The sequence below is a fragment of the Cohnella sp. OV330 genome (assembly GCF_900112065.1).
Lineage (GTDB): Bacteria > Bacillota > Bacilli > Paenibacillales > Paenibacillaceae > Cohnella.
The window spans coordinates 584,640-608,854 of record NZ_FOKE01000003.1 but is presented as its reverse complement, the minus strand read 5'-3'; the positions used below and the strand labels follow the sequence as shown (position 1 = coordinate 608,854).

General features: G+C 62.2%; 16 protein-coding genes. 4 read left to right on the top strand and 12 right to left on the bottom strand.

All coding sequences use genetic code 11. The features are described from left to right. Positions 1-32 precede the first annotated feature (32 nt). The 3 genes from BM235_RS09580 to BM235_RS09570 all read right to left on the bottom strand — a co-directional run bounded on the left by BM235_RS09580 (position 33) and on the right by BM235_RS09570 (position 4,473). Positions 33-1,382, bottom strand: a complete 1,350-nt coding sequence (locus tag BM235_RS09580; protein ID WP_090112032.1) for an ABC transporter substrate-binding protein — start codon at positions 1,380-1,382, stop codon at positions 33-35. A gap of 129 nt (positions 1,383-1,511) precedes the next feature. Continuing rightward, positions 1,512-2,663, bottom strand: a complete 1,152-nt coding sequence (locus BM235_RS09575; protein ID WP_090112030.1) for a response regulator — start codon at positions 2,661-2,663, stop codon at positions 1,512-1,514. Further along, positions 2,653-4,473, bottom strand: coding sequence for a sensor histidine kinase (locus tag BM235_RS09570; protein WP_158543716.1), 1,821 nt, complete (start codon positions 4,471-4,473; stop codon positions 2,653-2,655). The genes BM235_RS09575 and BM235_RS09570 overlap by 11 nt, the downstream gene beginning before the upstream one ends. Before the next feature lie 123 nt (positions 4,474-4,596). Here BM235_RS09570 and BM235_RS09565 point away from each other — a divergent pair, with 123 nt between their 5' ends. The 3 genes from BM235_RS09565 (at position 4,597) to BM235_RS09555 (ending at position 6,974) form a co-directional block, all read left to right on the top strand. Next, positions 4,597-4,932, top strand: a complete 336-nt coding sequence (locus BM235_RS09565; RefSeq protein WP_090112026.1) for a L,D-transpeptidase — start codon at positions 4,597-4,599, stop codon at positions 4,930-4,932. Between the two features lie 144 nt (positions 4,933-5,076). Next, a complete protein-coding gene (locus tag BM235_RS09560; RefSeq protein ID WP_090112024.1) occupies positions 5,077-5,706 on the top strand; it encodes a hypothetical protein in 630 nt (209 codons plus the stop codon). A gap of 320 nt (positions 5,707-6,026) precedes the next feature. Further along, complete coding sequence (locus BM235_RS09555; protein WP_158543715.1) at positions 6,027-6,974, top strand: transposase; 948 nt, start codon at positions 6,027-6,029, stop codon at positions 6,972-6,974. A gap of 465 nt (positions 6,975-7,439) precedes the next feature. Here the strand turns inward: BM235_RS09555 and BM235_RS09550 are convergent, their stop codons facing one another. Next, a complete protein-coding gene (locus BM235_RS09550; RefSeq protein ID WP_090112020.1) occupies positions 7,440-10,706 on the bottom strand; it encodes an ATP-binding protein in 3,267 nt (1,088 codons plus the stop codon). Next, positions 10,693-11,355 (bottom strand): response regulator transcription factor, encoded by a 663-nt coding sequence (locus BM235_RS09545; protein ID WP_090112018.1) that lies wholly within the window; start codon positions 11,353-11,355, stop codon positions 10,693-10,695. The genes BM235_RS09550 and BM235_RS09545 overlap by 14 nt, the downstream gene beginning before the upstream one ends. A 258-nt stretch (positions 11,356-11,613) precedes the next feature. Between BM235_RS09545 and BM235_RS09540 the strand changes: the two genes are divergently transcribed. Next, complete coding sequence (locus BM235_RS09540; RefSeq protein ID WP_090112016.1) at positions 11,614-15,222, top strand: glycoside hydrolase family 44 protein; 3,609 nt, start codon at positions 11,614-11,616, stop codon at positions 15,220-15,222. Positions 15,223-15,344: 122 nt separating this feature from the next. Here the strand turns inward: BM235_RS09540 and BM235_RS09535 are convergent, their stop codons facing one another. The 7 genes from BM235_RS09535 to BM235_RS09505 form a co-directional block, all read right to left on the bottom strand. After that, positions 15,345-16,394: a lactonase family protein gene (locus BM235_RS09535; RefSeq protein ID WP_090112014.1), complete on the bottom strand. Its 1,050-nt coding sequence runs from the start codon at positions 16,392-16,394 to the stop codon at positions 15,345-15,347. 50 nt (positions 16,395-16,444) lie between these two features. Further along, positions 16,445-17,380, bottom strand: coding sequence for a hypothetical protein (locus tag BM235_RS09530; protein ID WP_090112012.1), 936 nt, complete (start codon positions 17,378-17,380; stop codon positions 16,445-16,447). 14 nt (positions 17,381-17,394) lie between these two features. Continuing rightward, a complete protein-coding gene (locus BM235_RS09525) occupies positions 17,395-18,270 on the bottom strand; it encodes an ROK family protein (protein ID WP_090112010.1) in 876 nt (291 codons plus the stop codon). A 173-nt stretch (positions 18,271-18,443) separates the two neighbouring features. Beyond that, positions 18,444-18,941 (bottom strand): hypothetical protein, encoded by a 498-nt coding sequence (locus BM235_RS09520; protein ID WP_090112008.1) that lies wholly within the window; start codon positions 18,939-18,941, stop codon positions 18,444-18,446. A 125-nt stretch (positions 18,942-19,066) separates the two neighbouring features. Beyond that, on the bottom strand, positions 19,067-21,469 hold the full coding sequence (locus tag BM235_RS09515; RefSeq protein WP_255374264.1) for an ATP-dependent helicase: 2,403 nt from the start codon (positions 21,467-21,469) through the stop codon (positions 19,067-19,069). Between the two features lie 114 nt (positions 21,470-21,583). Beyond that, complete coding sequence (locus tag BM235_RS09510) at positions 21,584-22,666, bottom strand: lactonase family protein (RefSeq protein ID WP_255374263.1); 1,083 nt, start codon at positions 22,664-22,666, stop codon at positions 21,584-21,586. Between the two features lie 301 nt (positions 22,667-22,967). Continuing rightward, entirely contained in the window at positions 22,968-24,194 is a 1,227-nt protein-coding gene (locus BM235_RS09505; protein ID WP_090112005.1) for an MDR family MFS transporter, read from the bottom strand. Positions 24,195-24,215: the final 21 nt, after the last annotated feature.

Genomic DNA, 24,215 nt, shown 5'->3' with positions numbered 1-24,215 from the left:
CGGACGAACCCGCGAGACGGAGCCGGAAGGGATCACTTGCTGTTCTTGACGGCGTTCGCCCATGTGCGGTCCAGCGTCTTGATGATCTGCTCTTTAGTCACGCTCTTGGCGTAGTAGCTCTGCAGCAGCTTCGCCGTCTCGTCGGTCACGCCGCTTGGCAGCGACAGGTCGAGGTAAGCTTTGCCCTGGGCGACGTACGAGCTCGCCTCGGTGATCCACGGGAACGTGTCGTACTTGTGCATCACTGCGACAGGATTGAACTTCAGCTCCTCGAACAGCGCCGAGGAATCATTGTCGTCGAGCATGTAGTTCAGCAGATCGAGCGCGACGTCCTTGTTCTTACTCGTCGGCGACACGGCGAGCGAGGTGGAGGTGGCGAGGTTGATCATCGTGCCGGCCGGATCGTTGCTTACCGGCAGCGGCGCGACGCCGAATTCCAAGTCGGGATTCGCCTTCAGGATCGTCTCGGCCTGCCACGGCCCCATGACCCACATGGCGGCTTTGCCGTTCGCGAAGTCCGTCGAGCCGGCCGCGCTACCGACCTCGAACGGCTTTGCCGTACCGTTCGCCATGATCAAGTCAATGACGTTGAACACGTCCTGCACGTCCGCATAGGACGCCTCGCCCTTGTTCATCTTCTCGATCCAGTCCGGATGCGCCGAGGTCACGACGCCGCCTAGCGACAGGGCCATCATGAGTTGCGGAATCCACGATTCCTGGAAGCTCAGCTCGAACGGCGCCGCTTTCGTCGTCTTGATTTTCTCCACGGCTGCCTTCATTTCGTCGAGCGTTTGAGGCGGCGCGATGCCGAGATCGGCGAACATTTTCTTGTTGTACAGATAGCCCCACGATAGGCTCTCGAGCGGCAGCGCGACCACCTTGCCGTCGTACGTCACCGTCTTGCGTACGCTCTCGTACACCTTCGGCACGAACGGCTGGTCGGACAGGTCGCTCAAGTATCCGGCTTTGTAAAAGGTCGGGATATCCGCGATCGCATGCAGCGTGAACAGGTCGGGCGCATCGTTCGAGGATAGGCGGGTCTTGAGAATCTGCCCGGCCTGGTCGGAGTTCGGCATCTCGAGCTTGATCGTCACGTCGACGTTTTTATCCGCAAGCTCTTTGGCTTTGAATTGCTCGAAGTATTTGTCGAACTGGTCCTTGAAGCGCGGCAGGCTCATGAACACCTTGAGCTCGACCTTGCGGGCCGGCTCCTGCGCGGACGCGGACGGCGAAGCCTGAGTGTCGGGTGCTGGTGCCGATGCGGACGCCGAGACGGACGGCGAGACGGACGGAGAGGCATTATCGTTGCCGTTGCCGCCGCAGCCGGCGAGCATGGCAGCCGCAAGCGTCATCGAGGACGCGGCGTAGAGCGTTTTCTTCATTTAGTGTTACCCCCTCTATCGAATGACTGCAAGCTCAGTATAGAGAGAAGTGTAAGCGGAAACATTCGAGAAAATTAGCGCCTTATATTGGACGATATTGATATGAAGACGGGCAGCAGGGGATCCCGCCTATTCGCCGCTCCTCAGCTCGCCGGGCGAGAAGCCGAAGCGCCTCTTGAACACCCTGTAGAAATAAGCCAAGTCCTCGTAGCCAGAGAGCTTGGCCGCCTGCTTGATCGAGACTTTGCCTTCGCGAAGCAGCGATTCCGCATAAACCATGCGCCGCATGGTGACGTAGTCGGTGACGCCCGTGCCGACATGCGCCTTGAAGGCGCGGCTAAGATGCTCCTTGCTGACGAAGAAGCGGTGCGACAGCGACTCCAACGTCAGCTCCTCGGCAAAATGCGCGTCGATATAGACGCGAATCTCGTCCAGGTCGAGCCGGGATCGGGCGCGGATCGCCTTCGCAGCCGCATCGGCGGCTTCCCCGAGCCGCTCCGCCAGCGCCATGGCCGCCTCTTCGGGCGTGGAGCCGGGGCCGAGCCGCCCTTCGATCCCGCTCCAGATCGGGACGATATCGATCCCTTGCTCGGACGCGAACGTCTCCAGCATCGCCAGCGCGTCTTGCGCCAGTCTGGTCGGCAGCCCCTTCAGCTCCTCCGGCGTCAGCGCCCGCGCCAAATACCTGCCGAGCGCGGCATAAGCCCCCTCGATCCCCGGCCGATCCAGCCCTTGCAATCTTCCGTAGATGCGACGCTTTTCCAGCGCGTAGCGCTCGAGCACGGCCGAATCGCCGAACGCGGTCGGAATGCGCCAATTGTCTGAAGTCGCGCCACTCCCCCGCGCAAGCTCGTCCGACGCGGCATCCGAGTCGACAGCGATTCCCGGACTTGGCGCGGATGCCGCATCCAACTCCCGAACGCAGGCCGTCAACGCGGCGTTTAATTCGGCCGGATCGAGCGGCTTCAGCAAATAATCGACCGCCTTGGACCGAATGGCCTGCTTCAGATACGCGAAATCGTCATAGCCGCTCATGACGACGATCTTGGCCGCCGGAAAACGCGCCCCAAGCTCGTTCAACAGCTCCGTCCCGGACAGTCCCGGCATCCGCATGTCGGTCACGACGATATCCGGCGCGAGCTCCCCGATGCGGCGCAGCCCTTCCTCCCCGTCTTCGGCTTCGCCGGCGACCGCTAGTCCTAGCCCTTCCCAATCCGCGAGGTCCTTCACGATCTCTCGAGACCACGGCTCGTCGTCGACGATCAGCACTTTATACGTCATTCCCGTATCCTCCTTCGCTAGCCGCCGGCGTGACGATCGCGACCAACGTTCCCTGTCCCGCTCCGCTCCAGACGCGGATCCCATAGCGCGCGCCGAACTGCAGCTTCAGCCTGGCGTCGACGTTGCGAAGCCCGATGCCTCGGCCTCGCTTCGGCTCGGCCGCCGGCGCAGGTTCGGGCCCCGCTCCTCCCCCGCTAATGCCCATGCCGCCCGGGCGCTTGGTTCCGCCGGAGCGCAATTCCGCTCTGATAAGGCGCAGCTCGTCCGTCTGCATGCCTGCTCCCCCGTCTTGCACGAGCAGCACGATCCGGCCGCCGATGCGCCGGATACGGATCTCGAGCCGCCAATTGCCGGGCTTGCGCTGAAGCCCGTGCTCGAAGGCATTCTCGACAATCGGCTGCAGCGTGAACTTCGGCAGCCGGCCCTCAAGCGCCTCCGGATCCGCATGCAGCGCGATCGTGCAGCGGCCCGCGAACCTCCGCTCCTGAATAAAGAGATAATTACGGGTATGGGTCAGCTCGTCCGCGATCGGCACGGTACGGTCCTCGGAGCCGATTGCATAGCGCAGCAGATCCCCGATGACTCGCGTGACATCATAAATTTCGGGCGCCTTTTTCTTGAGCGCCATGCCGCCGATCATATGGAGCGTATTGTTCAGGAAATGCGGGTTGATCTGCGCCTGAAGCGCCAGCAGCTGCGCATTTTTAACCTCGATTTCCCGCTGATACTCATCTTCGATCAGCTGCCTGATCCGTTCCATCATCGAGTTGTAGCCGCGTTCAAGCAGCCCGATCTCGTCGCGGCTGCGCACGGACATCGACTCGAAGCCTTGAACGGGCGTCGTCCGCATCATCCGGGCCAGCCGTACGATCGGGCGGCTGATGCCGAGCGAGACGAGGACCGACAGCAGCGCGGACGCCGCCGCGAACAGCGCGCCCGTCCAGACGCCGGCCTCGATCGTCGGCCGCGCGCTGCGGCTGACCGACGAGATCGGGACCGCTTTGATCACTGCGAGCTGCCCGTCTCCGATTCTTTTTTCGAAGACGAAATAGCGGTCCGTCCGCTGGAACTCCATGTCCGCAAACGCTGGCGCCGGACCGTGGAGCAGCTCCGCCAGGCGCACGTCGCTTGGCGGCTCGGAGGAGCCCGACAGCAGCTCGCCTTCGTCGTTCAGCATGTAGACGAGGCTATCCGGCTCAGAGCGCAAAATCCGGCCAACCTCCTGCCACACCTCCCGGTCTATGCGAACGGATATGCCGCCGATCAGGGCGCGGTCCTCGAACCTGTTGATGCCGTGATACGCGTACGTGCCGTCAGGCGTCTGCTTGAAGTACATATTAACCGGCCCGCGAGAGATTCGCGCCCAAGGCTGATTGGCGGTTATATCGAGCGTACGAATCAGTCCGCTGGTCGTATAGTTGACCGTAAACGCTTTCTTATATGCTTGCATGTAAAGCGTCAAATCGTCGACCTTGCGCGAATTGGCATGAAACGCCGAGGTCAGCTTGTCCCGCAGCAGCTCTTGCGTCTTAAACTGGACGACGGGATCGGGGTTGTCGATGTCGCCGAGTCCGCGCATCAGCTCCTGATCGATCTGAAGCGTGTAAAAGAGGATGTCGATCTGCTCGATCAACTCGTTCATGTACTGATCCGCCCACAGCATGCGGGAAGTGTCGGCGCCGATGATTTCCTTTTCGACCGAGCTTCGCGTATTGTTCGCCGCCAGCCAAGTGACCGTGACGACGGGCAGCGCGGTCAGGCAGATCATCAATACGGTCAGCCGAATGCGCAGGCTCGTCCGTTTCAGCATGCTGCGTCCCCCTCTCCCTCGTCCGTCCTTGATGCCAAGCTTATCGGATGCGTGCCCGGCGCGCAAGACGCGAACGCGGTACCGCTTTTCGCATAAGCTGGCCATAGAACGGGAGGGATCCGCATGGCATACCGGATTATAGTAGATCTGTCGGACCGCACGCTTTACCTGCTGCAAGACGATACAGTCGTGAACGGCTATCCCGTCGGCATCGGCCGTATGGTGACGCAGACGCCGACGGGCGAGTACCGCATCATCAACAAGCAAGCGCATCCCGGCGGACCGTTCGGCGCGTTCTGGATGGGGCTGTCCGCGCCGCATTACGGCATTCACGGTACGAACGATCCCTCGTCGATCGGCCATCTCGTATCGCACGGCTGCATCCGCATGTACAATGAAGACGTCCTCGCGCTCTCGCGGATCGTACCGATCGGCACGCGGGTGACGATCCGTCCGTAACTTTTTTTGGCGGCCATCGTCGCTGCGTTGTAGGCGTTTTCCGGGGCCGGCAGCCCTTTGCAGATTAACATTTCCTGAGAAACTCGAATCTGAGCCCGTTCTTTGGTAGGATAGGAAGAATTCGAGTATAAAGGTTGGGATAACATGACGGAAGCTGCCGGCACGGAAGAGCTCGATCTTCAGGAAGCGGCCGAACTGTTCAGATTAATTTATCCCGCTTTTGCGGCCCTTCTCGACAAAGCGGAGGCCGCGCGGGGACCGCTGAAGGAATTCCACTTGGCGATGGCGGCCGAGCATGCCAAGAGCGGCGTGCGGATCCTCGGATGGGACAGCCGCCGAGCCATTAACGCGATATTCGAGCAGTACAAAGAACACTATCTGGCGGAGGGGCGCATTGCTGCGGATCTATGGGCGGCCGATCAATTCGGCTGCGATCTCGAAGCAGCGATCGTCGAGTCAGAAGACGTACGCGAGCTGGAGGAGCGCATCAAGGCCGTCGTGATGCAGATCCGGCAGCGCGAATCCGAATTGCAGCGCCTCCGCCGAGAGCTGGGCCAGCTGGAGGAGCTCCGGGCCGAGCTCAGTCGGCCTGTCATCCTCCACGGCTCCGTCGCAAACATCGCTGGAGGCAACATACCGGGCGAGTTTACAAGCTCCGAAGAAAATGCGGAGGTCAAGAACGCAGGAGATCTCAGCACCGAATCAGAGGCTTCATCAAACGAACGAACGGACCGGTCGCAAAACGATTCCGTATCCGCGATGCCGCAAGTATAAAGCCTTGGAGGGGACAACGGCGGGATTGTCCAAGTGGGCGCTCGCCAGGTTCCATTCCAGTTTACAAATTTATACAGACCCCCACCTACATACACGCGTTCCTCCCGTTTTAACGATATCCCCTTCGATCAGGAACAGAGGTCCCTCGAGTTTGCCTCTGGCCCTTCTATTTAAATTTGGGCACTCCTTCATGTCTATTCACTGTCGTCACCCTTCCGATGACCGCCATCCGCGCGATGCTGCTTTTTTCAAATATATATTTGCAAGGCAATCCATCTTTTGCTAAAATAAGAACAAATGTTCGATCTGGAGGGTTTGGTATGCCAAGCCGCTTTTCGATTCGGGACTCTGTGCCTGCCTTCAGCACGGCCGATTGCGAGCATGCGCTTTTCGCCGCCAAGTGGCCGGACGGCTTCCGCTGTCCGCGTTGCGGCCATCCGCATTATTACGAAGTGTCCTCGCGCGGGCGCCGGCTTTTTGAGTGCCGTTCCTGCTCCCACCAGGCCTCTCTGACGGCAGGCACGGTGCTCGAGGGCTCGCGCACGCCGCTCACGAAGTGGTTCCAGGCGATGTTCTTGATGCAGATCGGCATCAGCGCACGGCTACTGGCCGAGCTGATCGACGTGACCTACAAGACGGCTTGGCTAATCAACCACAAGCTCCGTCACGCCATCGGCGAGTGGGACCGCGAGCGGCCGCTCGAAGGCGATCTGCAGCTGCTCGGCGAGTATTACGGCTATGAATACCATCGCTATCTCGGCAGCCTCATCGTGCAGCAAGGACTTAAGCCGCAACCGATCGTCGTCGGCGCTTCGCTTGACGGCGCTGGCGATATCGTTCATCTCAAAATGAAAGCCGTCGACGGGCCGGAAGGAGACGATACGGCAAGGCGCGGAGGGGCGGGCGGCGAGGAAGCGGCCGAACGTTTCGTGCAAAAACACGTCGCCGGCGGAGACGCGGACGATCGCGCGGAACGGCTGGAGCGCGGCCACCGGGGGCAAACCGCGCTGCATGTCGCCTGGCGGGAAGCCGTTCGCTGGCTCACTTGGACGTTCGGCGGGATCGGCCCGAAGCATCTGCAGGCGTACCTGAACGAATTTTGCTTCCGCCGCCTCCTGTGCCGCAACGACATGCTCGCCGAGCTCATCGCCTGCTGCGGCACGACGAAGACCATCACCTATCGAAGATTGGTAGGCTCCCGCTCCAGCATTCGCCAGATTCCATGGGCGTACAGGCGTCCTGCGTGCAGCGGCCGACGTGCGGGTTAGATTAGTTTTTTAGGTTTTTTAATTCAAGTGAGTGTGCCTATTCTAACCGACTAGTCGATTAGATCGTTCCTGACTCAAGGGGATTAATCTTGATTTTCTAACTTTCTGACTCCCTGACTCCCTGACTCCCTGACTCCCTGCTTCCTGACTCCTGCCCCCTTGACTTCCCTGACCCCTGACTTCCCTAACTCCCAGACTCCCTGACCCCCTGCTTCCTGACTCCCTCACTCCCTCACTCCCTGACTCCTTGCTCCTTGCTCCTTTCTCCTTGCTCCCTGCTCCCTGCTCCCTGCTCTCAGCTCCCTGACTCAAGGGGATATTGTTAAAACGGAAAAATAGTAGTTTGATAGCGGGCGGAAATTCAATTTATCGCTAAAAAGGCGGAATCGCGCAGATGGATATCGTGCGCAATCCCGCTTGCCTTCGGACATGAGAAGCATTATGCGCTCAATGCGCGTCGTCTAACTAGGCTGGCAGCTCCGGCAGCCGTTCGTCGGTATCCTCCAGCGGCAACATGATGCGCAACCTGCAGCCGATGCCCGGCGCTGCTTCGCCTATGGTTACGGTGCCGCTCAGCAAATGGACGCGCTCCATCATAGCACTGAGTCCGAAGCCGGGCTTCGAAGCCCCATAAGGCTCTCCGTTGCTGACAAGTTCGAACCTCAACCAGCCTTTTTCCTCTGTGAGCTCGAAGCGGAACCGGCTGCATCGCCCATGACGGAGGCCATTTGTTATTCCCTCCATCAATGCGTGATAGACGACTTTCTGCGCCAGTCCGCCCATTTGCGGCAGCGGCTCGGGATTGTATTCGAAAAAGACGTCCGCCTGCCCCGCGCTCTCCCGAATCAGCTCTTGAAGGGCAACGGGCAAATCGAAGCCCGCCTCGTCGTCCTTCAACATCCGGACCGTCCGCCTAACGTCGTTTAAGCCTTTCCGAATCATCTCGCCAGCGGCATTCATCCGCTCGACGGAACGCGGCAGATCGCGGTCCGCCAGCTTCTTGGCCGCTTCGATCTGCACGATGGCGGCCGTGAGCGAGTGTCCGACCAGATCGTGCATATCGTGCGCGATCCGGTTGCGTTCCTCAAGCACGGACACCTCAGCCAGCGCCTCTGCCGTCTCCCGGACCGAGCCTGCGAGATGGCGGTTCGCCGCCTCCAGCTCCTCTGTCCGCGTGCGGACCAGTTCTTCGAGGGAGTGGTGGAACTGCGCCAGTTTGAGCTGGATATCCACCCTCGCGAGCAGCTCGCCCTGGGTGAACGGCTTGGACAGATAATCGTTCGCGCCCGAATCGAAGCCGAGCGTCAGCCGGTCCAATCGGTTTTGCGCGGACAGCAAAATGATCGGAAGCTCGCTCGCAGACCACCGTTCGCGCGCGATGCGGCATACCTCATATCCGGTCTTGCCCGGCATCATGGCGTCTAACAGAAGCAGGTCCGGCTTCTCGCCCTGCTCCAGGATCAAAGCCGCTTCCGTACCGTTCGCCGCCTCGACCAGACGGTAGCCGCTCCGCCGCAAATAATGCCGCAGAACTTCGAGGTTGACCGGTTCGTCATCGGCAACCAGAATCAGCGGCCGCCTTTTTTCTCCGGCCTCCCGTCCTCGTTCATCGAATGCACTCTGCGCGTATCCCTCGCCCAATCTGTCCAGATTCGCGGGCAGCACCGGCAGCGCGGCCGTGCTTGGCTCTTCATTTTCGCCAAGATTGCCGAATGAACCCGTGCCGCTCCCGGTCACAACGTCGCTCGCCTGCTTGACCTCGGCGCCCGCGGCTGGCAGCGCGAACGACAGCGTCGTGCCCGCTCCGATCTTGGAATCGATCGTCAACTCGCCGCCGTGCAAGCGAACCATTCGATTGGTGATGGGCAGGCCGAGCCCCATGCCGCCGCCATAGTCGGACGAAGCGGTCGCGAACGGCTCGAACAATTCTGCCGCGCGGTCCTCCGGGATGCCCGGCCCGCTATCCGCCACGACGATGCGAACGCTCTCGCCCTCCCGGGCGGCCGTCACCCGGACGTAGCCCGACTCGGTATAGCGGATGGCATTGCCGATCAGGTTGTACAGGATCTGCTCCAGTCTGCCCGAGTCGGCGCTGACGATCAGCTTGTCGCCTTTAACCACCGTATCTTCTCGCTCTACCGTCAACTGGAGCCCTTTGCGCCTCGCCAGCGGGGCGAGCGCCGCAGCAACCGTTTCGCATGCGCCCAATGCGTCCACTGCGGTTAGCTTCAGCTTCATATCGCCGTGTCTTAGCCGATCCATATCGAGGATGTCGTTCACCAAGTGCAGCAGCCGGTCAGCGCTGCCGCGGACGAGCCGCAGATTGCGCTCCATCTCCTGGCCGACAGGTCCCGCAGCGCCGTCCAGCAGCGCATCCGCCAGCCCGGCAATGCCATGAAGCGGCGTGCGCAGCTCATGGGAGGTATGGCTCAGGAAATCGTCTTTTAGACGAGACAGCGTCTCCAGTTCCCGGTTTGCCGTCTCCAACTCGGCTGCGTTGCGCTGCAGGTCCCGGTACACGCCCGAGAATCGTCCGAGCACGACCATCAGCAGGCAGCCAACGAAGAGGAGCAGGCCGATCTCGAGCGCGAACGTCAGCGCGTAATACAGCCATATCGGCAGCACGCCCTCCAAGCTGGAGCCGAAGAAGCGCAGCGCGTTTGCCGAAAAGAAATAGAAGGACATGCCGACCGTCAACGCGACGAAGCCGAACGTCAACCATCTGAATTCTTCGACATCCTTCAGCGCCAGCATATGCCTGCTCCGGATCAGCGAGAAGCTCATCAGGACGAACACGGGAATCACGAGTATCGGCGACCATTCGAAGATCGCTTTTTCGTACAAATGACTATCTATAGATGCCAAGCAGGCGGTAAAAACCGTGTACAGCAGCACGCAGACTGCCATGATCCGGTACATTCTCACGTACAAGCCGCGCAGGGCTCTGCCGTAAAAACAGACGAAGCCCAGCACGCCGATCGGGATGAGCAAATCTCTGAAATATTGAAAATGCGCGACCGGCAAATCCAAAAAGAACCGCAAGGACATCAGCATCGAGAAGAAACCGATTCCCGCGCAGCCGGTAATGAGGGCAAACCAGGCGTACAGCGTCTCCGATCGCCGGCGCAGGAAAACGAGCAGCGAAACCGCGGACGCGGCCGTCAGAAGCACGCTGAAAACGGCGGGCACAAAATCGTTTTGCACGATCAGCCGATCCAGCATGCGGCGGTCGCCTACCACGCTCCAGTCCTGCGGCATGGAGTTCCGGTTCCACAACAGCTTAAAAGCCAGCGTTCGCGGCTGGTCGCCCTGCGACAGCTTGACGATGCGCGCCGGAATGTAGTGGTTCACGTACGGATCCGGATGGCTCATATTGTAGCTCACCAGAAGACGCCCGTTCTCGTATGCCTCGAAAGACCTTCCGTACAGCAGCATCACGTGCGGATCGTCCGTCAGCAGCTTGGGCATGTCCCTCCTCAGCCAGACGACGCCTTTATACTGGGCGAAGCGCGCCAACTCCGCCGCGTTCAAAGGCCGCCAGCCCTCAGTTCCGCTCGCGTCTCCGTCGCTCCACCGCACCTGCCATTTTTCCCGGTAAGACGCAAGGACGGAGCCTTCCGACTCGGCATGAGAGCCTTTAAAGAAAAGCGGCAGAAACAAAGAAAGCAGCGTAAACGCGAGCAGCAAAGCGGCCTTCAGCGGAAAGGGAAACCTTCGTTCAGCGGTAGTCACTCAGCAGCAGCTCCTTCATGATCCCGACGGCGGCGCGTCGGTCGTTGGTGCCGATCTTGCCGTATATGACGCTGACGTAGTTCCGCACCGTACCTTCGCTCATAAAAAGCGTGACCGCGATCTGCTTGTTCGAATAACCTTCGATCAACAGCAGGATAATCTTGCGCTCGCGCTCCGTAAAATAGAGTCCCATCCCTTGAAGCTTGGCTTCGTCGAAATCGTACGAATCGTTCGCCGTGAGCCGGGACGCGAGCTTGGCCGCGATCGCGGGAGGCAGCATCAGCTCGCCCACCATCGCGTCCCGTACCGTCTGGACGACGCGTTCGGCGGCGATATCCTTGAGCAGAAAGCCGTCCGCGCCGCCGGCCATCGCGCCTACGATGTATTTGTCCTCCGCGAATGTCGTAAGGATGAGCACGATCGTCTTGGGATAATCGCGCTTGATCAGCTTCAACGACTCTATGCCGTCCATGACAGGCATCTTGATGTCCATCAACACGATATGCGGCCGGTGGATGCCTGCCGCCTCGTACGCTTCTCTCCCGTTCTCCGCCGTGCAGACGACCTCCATGTCGTCCTCCAGCTGCAGTATCGTCTGCAGGCCCTCGCGCATCAGCCGCTGATCGTCCGCGATGACGATTCGGACCATGATGTTTGCCCCCGTTCTCTGAGTACGCTACCCGTTCTCCCCTGATTCTAGCAGACGCCCCGACGAGCGAATAGAGCCGCGGACAAAGCAGTGACCGATACATGACCGAAGCGTTCGCGTCATAGGCCAAATGGTCCATGTCACATGACAGAGATGACCGATAGTCGTGACAGACCGTCACTGGCGGGATTACGGCCGCCTTCATTAAGCTGGTAAGGATCGATCGATCAGGAATTCCGGGGAGGAGAAATATTGACGATGGAAACAACAAGCAGGAGGAAGCTGCCCTGGGGCAAGCCGCTGACGGCCGTCCTGGCATCCGCCGTGCTGCTGGGGCAGCTCGCGGTCGGTCCGGCCAAGTCTTACGGGGATACGGAACGCATTTTAACCGTCTACGACGACTCGCTGTCGGCGGAATTCGCCGATTATGGCTGGGCGCAATCCGATCTCGCCGAAGCCGGCACCGTTCATTCGGGTACGCGTTCCATCCAGCTGGACGCAGACGAAGGGCAAGCACTCTACTTTTACAAGGATCGAATCATGAGCGCGGACGACTACGGCCGATTCAGCTTCTGGGCGAACGGCGGCGCAGCCGGCGGCCAGGCTTTCAAGCTCGTATTCTCGCTGGGCGGACAGGCGGTCGCGGAAATCCCCTCGACGGCGCTTCTGCCGGGCGGCATCCCAGGCGGCGCTTGGACTAAAGTATCCGTGAAGCTGGCGGACTACGGCGTCCGCGGAATCGTCGACGGCATCTGGGTCTGGGGCGCCGGCGAACAGGAGCCCTTCTATCTGGACGATATGCGCTTCGAAGGCGAAGGCGCCGGAACGGGCGAGGAACCGGGCGAGGAGGATCCCGGTCAAGCCGAGGTGACCGGCATCGTCTTCTCGCAAAATATATTGACGCTTCGCGAGGGCGGCCTTCGCCCTGCCGGCCTGAACGCCGTGCGCGCGGACGGTTCGTCCGCGCCGGTAACGACCGGCGTCGCATGGTCGACGGACGACGCTTCGATCGCTACGGTAGCGAACGGCCTCGTCTCCGGCCTGCATCCCGGTACGACGACGCTCCGCGCCGCTTATGAGGGCTTCGAAGCGCAGATCGACGTGACCGTCGTCGAAGGTGCGCCGGCCGGTCCGATCGAAGAGATCGACGGCGACTATGTCTATGCCGATGCGCTGAGCGGCGACTTCGCGGACTATAGCGGCATCTCGCACGATCTGGCGGAGTCGGATACCGTTCGCACGGGGCAAACGTCGATCAGGCTCGAACCGGACGGCGACAAGGGCTTGTACTTGTACAGCGGCATGCCGGTCAACGCCCGAACCTACGACAAGTTGCGGCTGTGGGTGAACGGCGGCGATACGGGCGGCCAGCAATTCAGCTTGAAGCTGACGCAAGGCGGCTCGCCGGTGGCAGAGCTGGATCTGGATGCGCTCGTGCCGGGCGGCATCGCGGCAGGTACGTGGAGCGAGGTCACGATTAATCTGACGGATCTGAATTTGCCGGGCGCCATCTTCGACGGCATCCTGCTGCAGGGCGCGACGAACGGCGTCCAGCCGGCAGCCTATCTCGACGATATCGCGCTGCTCAAGAAGTTCGTCGCTTCGGCGCAGATCGCGGAGCTTCGGATCGACAAGCCGCGCACGGTGATGCTGCCGGGCGAGAACAATGCGCTCGCGGCGGAAGCCTACTATGCCGGCGGCGACACGAAGACGTTAACCGACGGCGTGACCTGGACGGTCGACCGCCCCGACGTGCTGCAGCTGGACGGCGGCGCCATCAAGGGCATCTCGCCGGGCATCGCGAAGGTGACGGCGACCTACAAGACGTTCTCGACCGAAGCTTACGTGCAGGTGACGGAAGTGGCCGCCGAACCGGTCTACGGCGACGCGCTGGCTGACGGCTTCCGCAACTACAGCTGGCACGACAAGGACTTGGCCAATACCGAGCAGGTCCACGGCGGCGCCAAGTCGATTAAGTTCAACCCGAGCGGCTGGGACGGCGTATGGCTGTCGCACGACGGCAAGTTCGACATCGAGCAATATTACGGCGTGCGCTTCTGGATTCACGGCGGCGCGACCGGCGGACAGCAGCTGCTCGTCCATGCGTACGACGGCGACGCCGGCATCGGCGCGATCGACCTGAACGACTATCTGCCCGAAGGCGGATTGCCTACCGGACAATGGACCGAAATAACGGTCAGCATGGCCGACCTCGGTTTGTCCGCGGGCAGCTTCGACGGCCTCATTTTTCAGGCGGCTACCGATCGCGACCAAGGCGTCGTGTACATCGACGACGTGTCCCTGCTGCGCAACTTGCATGCGGGCGAACTGCCCGAGCCCCGGTTGCCGCAGCTCAGCGTAAATGTCGATACATCGGCGGATCGCAAGCCGATCAATCCGGAGATTTACGGCATCAACTACGACGACATGCATCCGACGCAGTCGACCTTGCCGTTCCCCGTGCAGCGCTGGGGCGGCAACAACACGACGCGCTACAATTGGCAGCTTAATGTAGCCAACCGCGCGAACGATTGGTACTACATCAACTATCCTTACGAAAAAGATCCGCGCGAGGAACCGAACAGCTCGGTGACGGATCAACTCATCTCCAGCGTGAACGCGCAAGGCGGCAAGGTGCTGCTGACCGTCCCGACGATCGGGTGGACGCCGAAGGACCGCGAGATCCGATACGGTTTCTCCGTCAAGAAATACGGCGCCCAGGAAAGCGTCGCGGACGACGTCAAAGACGCCGGCAACGGCGTGAAGAAGGACGGCTCGTACGTAACAGGCAACGATCCGAAGGACACTTCCAAGGCGATCGGGCCGACGTTCGTGACCGACTGGATGCAGCATCTGAAGGACAGCGGAAACGCCGTGAACTATTACGCGCTGGACAACGAGCCGGAAATCTGGAACTCGACCCATCGCGACGTTCATCCGCAAGCGCCGACTTACGACGAGCTCTGGGGCTTCACGCAGAAATACGGCGCCGCGATCAAGGCCAAGGATCCTACGGCCAAAGTGTTCGGACCGACCTCTTGGGGCTGGTGCGCGTACTTTTACTCTTCCGCCGACGTTTGCGCCGAAGGGCCGGACCGCGCGGCGCACGGCAATACGCCGTTCCTGGAATGGTATCTCCAGCAGGTGGCCGACTACGCCGCCTCGCATGACGGGCAGCGGCTCGTGGACTACCTGGACATTCACTACTACTCGCAATCGGCCGGCGTGCCGGATGCCGATGAAGGGCCAGGTACGGTCAAACGCCGATTCCAGGGTCTGAAGGCGCTGTACGATCCGGATTACGTGGACGACTCGTGGATCCAGGAGCCGATCCGGCTGATCCCCCGCATGAAGGAGATCATCGACAGCAGGCTGCCGGGCACGAAGCTCGCGCTGACCGAGTACAACTTCGGCAACGGCAACGGCATTAGCGCCGGGGTCGCGCAGGCGGAGGCGCTCGCGATCTTCGGACGCGAGGGGCTCGACCTCGCCACCCGCTTCGGCACGCTGCCGGCAGGCACGCCGCTCGAAGACGCGTTTAAGCTGTATCTCGACTACGACGGCAACGGCTCGCAAATTCGCGGAGACTCGGTACGCGCCGTCTCGAGCCTGCCGGACGCCGTCGGCTCCTACGCGATCGACGGATCGGACGGCAAGCTGTACGTGCTGCTGTTCAACAAGGACACCGTCACCCGTGAAGTCAACGTCGGTCTCGGCGATGCCGCCGGCTCCGGCTCGGCCGAGATGTACCGCTTCGACGCAGCCACACGGCTGTCCGCGGCAGGCACGAAGGCGGTCGGCGAGGACGGCAAGCTGACCCTCCGCCTTGCGGCGCGCTCCGCGACGCTGGCCGTCGTGACGCGGTAAGGCATTAAGGCGTAACGGCAGACGAGAGTCAAGATTGAAGCGCATGTTAAAAAGGACGATCTTGCAGGCGAATCGCCTGCAGGATCGTCCTTTTTGCGGTTGCTTGGCTACGCGCGCGAGGGTTAGCCCAGACGCACGCATACCGGCTTCGTCATCTTGTATTCGCTGCCCGCATGCCGCGGGAAGCCGTCCTCGTCGACGCGCATGACGACGATGTTGTCGCCGTTCTGGTTGGCCGCGAGCAGCCAGCGGCCCTCCGGAAGCGCTAGGAAGTGGCGCGGGAAATGTCCGCCGCTCGGCGTGTGGCCGATCAGCGACAGGCCGCCGTCTTCCCCGACGCGGAAGGAAACGATGCTGTCATGGCCGCGGTTGGAGCCGTAGACATATTTGCCGTCGGCCGATACCGCCACCTCAGCGCAGTAGCTCTCCCCCCCATACGCTTCGGGAAGCGTGGACACGGTCTGCAGCGCCTCGAGCGAGCCTTCGTCGGCATCCAGCTTGAACACGACGATCCGGCTCATCAATTCGTCGATGAGATAAACGAAAGGGCGGGTCGGATGCAGCGCCAGATGCCGCGGCCCCGAGCCAGGCGTCACGTTCGTCTCGCGCACGGCCTCGAGGCGGCCGGTGGCCGCGTCCAGCCGGTACGTGTAGATTTTGTCCGTCCCGAGATCGCAGGCCAAGTAATAAGAAGTGCCGGGCACCGGATAGATCGAATGCGGATGCGGACCTTCCTGACGTTCGGCATTGATGCTGCCGCCTTCGTGAGCGACCGACTGGACGGGCTCGCCAATCGCGCCCCGCTCGCCGATCGGATACAGGCTGATGTTGCCGCCCATATAGTTGACCAGTACAAGCCAGGCGCCAGAAGGGTCGATCGCCAGATGACATGGCGCGCCGCCCTGCGAGGGCTGCCGGTTGATCTCGGTCAACGCATGCGAGGCCGCGTCGTACGCGTAGGCGACGACGCCGCCGTCCGGCTCGGTCTCGCTGACCGCGTAAAGCACGCTCGACTCGGCATGGTAAGCGAGGAACGACGGATTGTCGATGCCCGCGACGCCGCCGAGCTTCGACAGCGAGCCGGACTCGGCGTCGAGCCGCAGTATATGAATGCCTTCTTGATCCGCCGATTGATACGATCCGACGAACAGCGGTGCGTAGGATTCCGACATATGAACCTCCTATGATCGTTGTGGATGGGGACGAATCACTTGAGCAGCGATCAATCGAGCAGCGAGATCATCTGGACGACGGGACGCAAATCCCCCGTCAGGGAAGCCTCGCGGCTGCGAAGCTGCGAGGAGCCGTCTCCGTCGAGGAAGATGCCGTCCGCGAGCGCGGGACGTCCTTGTCCCCCGAGCAGCTCCAGGATCGCGGCGCGAAAATCGGCCAGCGTCCCCCGGTTCTCGCTGACGACGAGATACAAGCGGCCTTCTTCGTCATAGACGGCCCCCGATCGCAGCCGGGGCTCGTCCATGAACGGCGCGTGCTCGGCGACCGCTTGGTCATGCCAAGTCGCTTCTCGGCCCAGGCCCATCGAAATTCCGCCTTGCGCCCAATATTGGGCAGGGTCCGTCACGTCGAGCTCCCCTGCCTTGCTTGCAACTTGAACGCTGAGCCGCTCCGACTTGCGGTCCCACACCAGCGTTCCCCGGGCATACTTCACGTTTTCCGCGCCCGATCCGAATCCGCCGGACGCGCTGCCGTCTCCCGCGGCGGGTACGCCGTCGACGATCGCCATGCTGAGCAGCGAGCTGTCGTAGAAAAAGCCGCCGTTGATCCCGTAATAGGGAGCGATGGCGACATTGTCGCGAACGACGTTTAGCGTCACGTTGGCGGGAGCCGTCTCCAAATAGTGGAGCGTCATGCCGTTCGCGGCCGTGGCCGTGCCGTAATCGTAATGCGAGGGCGGATTCGGGATCGGCTTCGCCTGCAGTCCCGATCGGCCGTCGCCCGTGCGCAGCATGAGGAAGGCCAGGAAGGCCAGCAAGGCAAGCGCGGCCGCAAAGGCCAGCAGAATGACGCCTACCCGCAGGATGCGCCTGCCGCGCTGTCCTTCGGGACGCTCGGCCGCGGGCGGCGCGCCTACCTGCACGCCGGTCGGCGCCGCGCCTGTCTGCGCCTGCGGCGCTCCGCTCGGCTGGGGCGACGTGTCCATGACCGCCCCTGCCCTTAGCGGCCCAGCGCCCGCAGGCCCAGCGCCAGCGCGCCGGTCAGGCCGGCGTTGTCGCCGAGGCCCGGCGGCACGATGTAGCCGTCGATGCCCGCCGCCAGCGCGTCCGAGCTCACATAGCCGTTCAGCGCCTTCAGCACCTCCGCGCGCACGAGCGGGAACAGCTGCGGCTGATGCATGACGCCGCCGCCGAGAATGACGCGCTTCGGCGACAGCATGAGCACCGCGTTGGCCACGGCTTGACCGATGTAGTAAGCTTCCATCGCCCAGGCCGGGTGGTCCTGCGGCAGCTCGCTTCCCGGCACCTTCCAACGGCCTTTAAGCGCGGGGCCGGCCGCGAGCCCCTCGAGGCAATCCCCGTGATACGGGCAGAAGCCTTCGTATTCGTCGTCCGGATGGCGACGCACGAGCACGTGGCCGCCTTCCGGGTGCACGAGTCCATGCACCAGCTTGCCCTCCGCGTATACGCCGACGCCGACGCCCGTGCCGATCGTGTAATAGACGCAGCTGTCGAGTCCGGCCGCCGCGCCCCAAGTCGCCTCGCCGAGCGCGGCCGCGTTGACGTCCGTATCCCAGCCCATCGGCACGTCGAACTGCTGCTTCATGGCCGGGAGGAACGGATAGCCGGACCAACCCGGCTTCGGCGTCGTCGTCACGTAGCCGTATGCGGGACTCGCCTCGTCGATATTGATCGGACCGAAGGAGCCGATGCCGATCGACTCCACCGCCTTGTCTTTAAAGTATTCGAAGACTTGCGCGAGCGTCTTCTCGGGATGCTCCGTCGGGAAGCTTACCCGGTCCTCGATCTTTCCGTTCTCGTTGCCGATGCCGCAGACGAACTTGGTGCCGCCCGCTTCGATTGCCCCTATACGCATGAAAATCGGTTCCTCCTATGTATCTGCTATATGTCCATTTTACTCTGAACCGATCGCCTAGCACAACGAAACGCGACAGCTCCGCTAGCCGGACCTCCGTCAAAATGGCCGAAGAACGCGAAAAGAGCCCTTCGCAAGGGCTCTCTCGTCCGTTCACTTAAGCGGCGCGCAAGTCATCGGGCCCCTGCGGACGCCAATAGGAACTCTCTCCGATCGGGCCAGCCGACCGCCGCAGGATGCGGAACGCTTGCAAATCCGGTCGACCGGGGACGCCCCTTTTTCCGATACACGAACTTGCGGCCCGTCCATGTCTCGTCGATCTCGCAGTCCTTGACGCCGGAGAGGCCGCATGCCGTGCCGATCTTCGCGACCGCTTCTTCGCCGACGTCGGCATGGGGCATCGCGCACCCTTTGGGCCAGGACACCCATAGCATGCCTCTTGGCGACAGGTGCTTGGCCAGCTGAGGCACGCGCACCTCCAAGTCCGCCTGCGTCTTGACGAATAAATGAATAAAGTCGATCGGCCCTTCCGGCGAATCCAAAAACCGTATGCCCGCCGGCGACGGACCAAGCGAATTCAAGTAAATAAGGGATGCGCCTTCGAAATAGAGCCGTTGGTAGGGCCGAAGACCCAGCCTCTCGGAGAGGGTTTTGGTCGAATAGCGGGACACGCGAAGTCCTCCTTCTCGTCTGCTTCCCCTATCATAGCCCAATCCGCCGCCGTCTTCAGTCACTCGTGTCGTCCCGACGGTCACCGAATACCGTGACTCCGGTCACGACTCGTCACGACGCCTTGTCATGTGACCCGCTGCTTGACCGGCTTCAAAAGCCCCCTCTCCATGCACACCTGCGTGAGCAGCTTTTTGTCTCCCTCGGCGAACGATACGCGGATCGCCTCAGCGTCCGCCGACAGAACGACGCCGGGCCCGAACGTTCGGTGCGATACGTGCGCGCCGGGCTTCAAGAACGCGGGCAGCTCGCCCTGCCAAGCCGTCGCCGCGGAAACCGCCGTCTGCGCGGGCCGCCCCGCGACGCCGGCGCCTGCCGGCAGCGACGATCCGCGCGGCGCGCCCGCTGCTCCGGCGTGTCCTGCCAATCCGATGCGTCCTGCGTATGCGGCGCGTCCTTCGTGTCCGGCGGCGCGACCTGCGCCGCCAAAGCCTGTCGAACCGGCAGCCGTCCGTCCTTCTGCGCCTTCGGAAGTTGCCGCGCCGAAGCTGCGGACCGCCGTCATGAAGCGCGACTCCTTGATCGCCGCGCCGTCCTTCTTCTGATAAGCCACGAGCTCCAAGTGCCGCTTCGCGCGCGTCATGCCGACATAGAACAGGCGCACGGCCTCCTCCATGTCGGCGGCGTCGCCTTTGTCGTACTTTTTGATGTCGTCGTTCGAAGGGATCACGCCTTCCGCGAGGTCGATCATGTATACGCGATCGAACTCGAGCCCCTTGGCGCTGTGAAACGTCGACAGCGTCACCGCCTCCGGGTCGCGGCTTCGCGACCGGGCGCTGCGCAGCAGCGTCTCCAAGTACTTCAGCCGCTCGGCGAAGTCGGTCATCGAATCCAGGCCGTCGGCGATATCCTCGAGCGTGTTCAGCACGCCGAGCAGCATCTCCTGCCGGAAGCCGAACCGCTCGCACAGCCGCTCGATGGCCCGCTCGTAGCCGAGGTTGTAGCGGATCGTGCGTATCGCCTGCCGCGCGTTCATCGCTTGCATCCGGCCGAACGTATCCTTGTTTTCCCGCAGCTGCTTCACCTGGTATTCCTTGAGCGGCACCCGCTCGATCAGCGTGTCGAACACGGACGCCGTACCGCCTCCGATGCGCAGCAGCGCCCCCATCTGCTCCCGCGTGATGTAGCCGGCGAGTTTCGGGTAGATCTTCTCCAGCAGCTCGGGCCGGCGGTCCGTGTACGCCATCCGCATGAAGTTCAGCACGTCCTCGACCACCCAATGGGAAAAGAAGCGCTTGTCCCCGTCTTTCAGGTTAAACGGAATGCCGGCGCGGTCGAGCGCGTTGACGAGGACGAGGGCGGACGTATGGTTGCGGTACAGCACGGCGGTCGTGCCCGAAGGCGAGCCTGCAGGCGTTCCCGTCAGCGCCGCCGTCACGTACTTCGCCTGCGCCTTGTAGTCGGCCAGCATGCGCAGGGAGACGCGTCCGCCGGCCGGATTTTTCGTGTACATCGCCTTGTCGTAGCGGTTTTTGTTGCGCCGGATGAAGCGCGCCGCCGTCTCCACGATCTCGGGCGCCGACCGGTAATTGCGCTCCATCTTCAGCACCTCTGCCGCCGGATAGTGCGACTTGAAGTCGAGCAGATACCCGGGTTCCGCCCCGCGCCAGCCGTAAATGCTCTGGTCGTCGTCGGCGACGACGCACAGATTGCCGTGCGAGGCGGCCAGCAGGCCGACGATGCCGAACTGGACGAGCGAGGTGTCCTGACTCTCGTCGGTCATCAGATAGTCGTATCTTTGCTGGTAGCGGCGCAGCAGCCGCGGGTCCTCGGACAGCGCGAGGTGGCAGACCGAGAGCATGTCGTCGAAGTCGAGCAGCAGCCTGTCGGTCCCCTCGCGCTTGTAGCGCTCGTAGGCGCGCAGCAGCTTGTCCGCATCCTTCAGCTCGCATTTGGCCTCGCTCCAGCGGTCCTCGGGCAGCATTTTATTTTTGATATAGCTGATATAAGTCGTCAGGTCTTCCATCTGATCCTCGGTCAGGTTCCCGCCGCCGGTCATCGTCCGGTAGAGCTGGCGCAGAATCGGCTTCTTGTGCAGCACCGGCAGATCCGCAGCCCGCAGCTCGTCCTCTTCCTCCTGCTCGATCTCGCCTTCGATGAGCTGATAGGCTTCGCCCCGCGCCCGGTAGTACGCGCGCACCACCTCGAACGCGAAGCTGTGGATCGTCGAAAAGCCGACTTTGGCGCCGGCGAGCTCGGGGAACAGCAACGCGAACCGCTCCGACATGTCCCGGGCCGAGGCCCGGCTGAACGTGACCGCCTTGATCCGCGCCGGATTGACCCCCTTTTCCGCGATTAAGTATCCCGTCCGCATCATCAGCGTCGTCGTCTTGCCCGAACCGGGCGACGCCAGCAGAAGAAGCGGCCCCTCGGTATGAAGGACCGCCTGCTTCTGGACTTTATTCAGTTGAACGCCGGCTTCCCGCCGCTTGCGCTCGAAAAATCGTTCGTGGTTCGTCATCGTATTCATAGACCGATTATAACACGGCGAGCGGCTGACCAGAACGTCTGATCGCGAAAAACGAGGCTGCCGGTATCTGGTACCGCATCCGAACGTGAGGCGGTAGCGGGCAGCTTCGCCCGCTTATTCGTCGGCGAATGCCGCGAATCGAACGCACACCGGCTTGGACACGCGCAGCTCGCTGCCGGTGGGCAGCAGCTTGCCGGTGCCGGCGTCGCGGTTGAAAGTCACGATGTTGTTGCCGTCCCGGTTGGCGACGAGCACGAATCGGCCGTCCGGGGACACCGCGAAATTGCGCGGATGCCCGCCGAGCGTCGGCGCGTATTCGACCGGCTCGAGCAGGCCGTTCTCCGGGTTAATTCTGCAGACGATGAGGCTGTCGTGGCCGCGGTTGGAGCCGTAAAGGAACTTCCCGTCCGGGGACAGGTGGATGTCCGCGCAGGCGTTGTCGCCTTCGAACGAATCGGGCAGCGTCGAGATCGTCTGCACGACCTCCAAGCTCCCGATCTCCGCGTCGTACGCGTACACGGTAAGCGTGCTGTTCAATTCGTTAATGCCGTATCCGAAAGGAAGCTGCGGGTGGAACACGAAGTGGCGCGGTCCCGAGCCCGGAGCGACGTCGGTCTCGCTATGGCGAGCCAGACTGCGGCCGGGCAGATCGAGCTTGTAAAGGAACACCTTGTCGAGTCCCAGATCGGACACGGCGGCAAAACGGTTGTCGCGGTCGACGATGACCGAGTGAACCCGCGCCTGGTTCTGGACGGGCAGCGCGCTCGTCCCCTCGTGCCGGTGAATCTCGAGCGTCGGCCCAATATGACCGTCTGCTTCAGCAGCGGAGACGCCGAACAGGCCGCCGTGATAGCTCGCCGTCATGACGAGCCCGTTCGTTCGGTCGAGCGCGATATGGCAAGCGGTCGCGGGGATCGTCTGCGCTTCGTCCAATTTTTGCAGCCGACCCTCTCCAGGAGAGAAGCGATACGCTGCGGCCGCGCCTCGGCGCGTGCCTTCGGCGTCTTTGACTTCCGTGAGCGAGTAAATCGTGCGGCTATCCTCGTTAACGGCGAGGAAAGTCGGATTCTGCAGACCGTCCGCCTGGTCGAGCAGCGTCAACGCGCCGGTGCGCTCGTCGTAAGCGCAGGCGTACAAGCCTGGCCCGTCCGCGTCCGCATAGGAACCGATAAAAGCAAATGTTCGAGTGGCCGTCAAGGCAAGGCACCTCCAAGTTTTGCGACGCGAGTCGCGCTTGGCCTGCATTTTAACACGATTCGCGGGCAAACGCACGCGAGGATGCGCGATCGCAGGATCAGTTGGAAGCACGATAACCTGCGGCGTGAAGCGAAATGGCTTTCTGGTGAAGAAGTCGCGACGAGGCTCGGAATTGTTTCCGGATGAGACTAGTTTGCTTGAGGGGTAGCGTCTAAGCACGGAATTGCTGCTGGATGAGACAAGTCCAGACGCAAAAAGAGCCGACACCGCCTCCGCGGCCCCGGCTCTGCCTTGCTTCGCGCTACATCGCACTGCTCTTGCCTGCGGCTGACGTTTTTCGGCCGTCGCGGCTGCCCGCCCAGTAGATGAGCGAGGACAGCAGGACGACGGCCGCCATCGCCGCGAACATCGTCCGGCCGCCGTACTCGCCAAGGAGCCACCCGCCGGCCCAGGGACCGATGAACTGGCCGAGATTGGTGAACGTCTGCGCGCCGTAGTACGCGCCTCGCAGATGCTCGGGAGCCAGCCTGTCCAGCAGCATCGTGGCGGCCGGGTAGTTCAGGATCTCCCCGACGGTAAACAAGATCATCGCGACGACCTGCAGCGCGAACGTCTCGGCGTAGCCGATGCCGGCGAGGCCGAGCGCGAAAAACAGGTTGCCCGCATGCAGCGCGAACAGCGGCGGACGCTTGTTCGCCAGCCAGCCGAGGGGGATCTGGAGCGCGATGACGGTGACCGCGTTGATCGTCAGCAGGTAGCCGAACATCCGGTCCCCGTTGCCGAACACCCGGTCGAGGTGCGGCGCCATGTTGCCAAACAGTTGGCTGTACCCGATGCCGACGACGATGCCGCCCAGCAGGAACAATTGCAGCGCGCCGTCTCGCATAATGACGCGTCCCGCATCCGCGATCGTCGCCTTCGCCGTCTGTTTGCCGTCCTCGATGTCCTTGATGCCGAAGCCGATCATCATAATATAGAGAGTGACTGCGTAAACGAAATAAATGGCTCCCGTGATGATAAAAGCAAGCCCGCCGTTTCCGAGACCGAGCCAGACGCCGAGCACGGGCCCGATCGCGACGCCGACGTTGGCCATCAGGTAGCGCATGGAGAATACTTTCATCCGACGGTCCTTCGGGGTGAGGTCGGCCATGAGCACCTGGGACACCGGCTCGAACCAGGAGCGGCACAAGCCGTTCATCAGGCTGAGCAGCAGCAGGACGGCCGGCGAGTCGGTCAGCGCGAAGCCGACGAACACGCCGCTCCATACGAACAGCGAGGTAAACATAACCAAGCGACGGCTGTACCGGTCGGACAGCGCGCCGCCGAGGAAGCCGCCGAACGTGGCGGCCAGCGCGCCTGCGCCGACGATAAATCCGATTCCGCCCGGCCCCATGTCCGTATGCGCAGCGAGATACAGCGCGAGAAACGGCATGCTCATCGAGGTGGCGACGCGGGCGATCATATGACCGATTAGCAGCGAAAACACGATGGGGTGATAGGAGGCCAAAAATACGCGAAGTCTGTTCAAGCAGCTGCACCACGATTCTGC

Coding starts and splice junctions, on each gene's coding strand:
- BM235_RS09580 (WP_090112032.1), bottom strand. CDS start 1,382: ATGAAGAAAACGCTCTACGCCGCGTCCTCGATGACGCTTGCGGCTGCC.
- BM235_RS09575 (WP_090112030.1), bottom strand. CDS start 2,663: ATGACGTATAAAGTGCTGATCGTCGACGACGAGCCGTGGTCTCGAGAG.
- BM235_RS09570 (WP_158543716.1), bottom strand. CDS start 4,473: ATGCTGAAACGGACGAGCCTGCGCATTCGGCTGACCGTATTGATGATC.
- BM235_RS09565 (WP_090112026.1), top strand. CDS start 4,597: ATGGCATACCGGATTATAGTAGATCTGTCGGACCGCACGCTTTACCTG.
- BM235_RS09560 (WP_090112024.1), top strand. CDS start 5,077: ATGACGGAAGCTGCCGGCACGGAAGAGCTCGATCTTCAGGAAGCGGCC.
- BM235_RS09555 (WP_158543715.1), top strand. CDS start 6,027: ATGCCAAGCCGCTTTTCGATTCGGGACTCTGTGCCTGCCTTCAGCACG.
- BM235_RS09545 (WP_090112018.1), bottom strand. CDS start 11,355: ATGGTCCGAATCGTCATCGCGGACGATCAGCGGCTGATGCGCGAGGGC.
- BM235_RS09540 (WP_090112016.1), top strand. CDS start 11,614: ATGGAAACAACAAGCAGGAGGAAGCTGCCCTGGGGCAAGCCGCTGACG.
- BM235_RS09535 (WP_090112014.1), bottom strand. CDS start 16,394: ATGTCGGAATCCTACGCACCGCTGTTCGTCGGATCGTATCAATCGGCG.
- BM235_RS09530 (WP_090112012.1), bottom strand. CDS start 17,380: ATGGACACGTCGCCCCAGCCGAGCGGAGCGCCGCAGGCGCAGACAGGC.
- BM235_RS09525 (WP_090112010.1), bottom strand. CDS start 18,270: ATGCGTATAGGGGCAATCGAAGCGGGCGGCACCAAGTTCGTCTGCGGC.
- BM235_RS09515 (WP_255374264.1), bottom strand. CDS start 21,469: ATGAATACGATGACGAACCACGAACGATTTTTCGAGCGCAAGCGGCGG.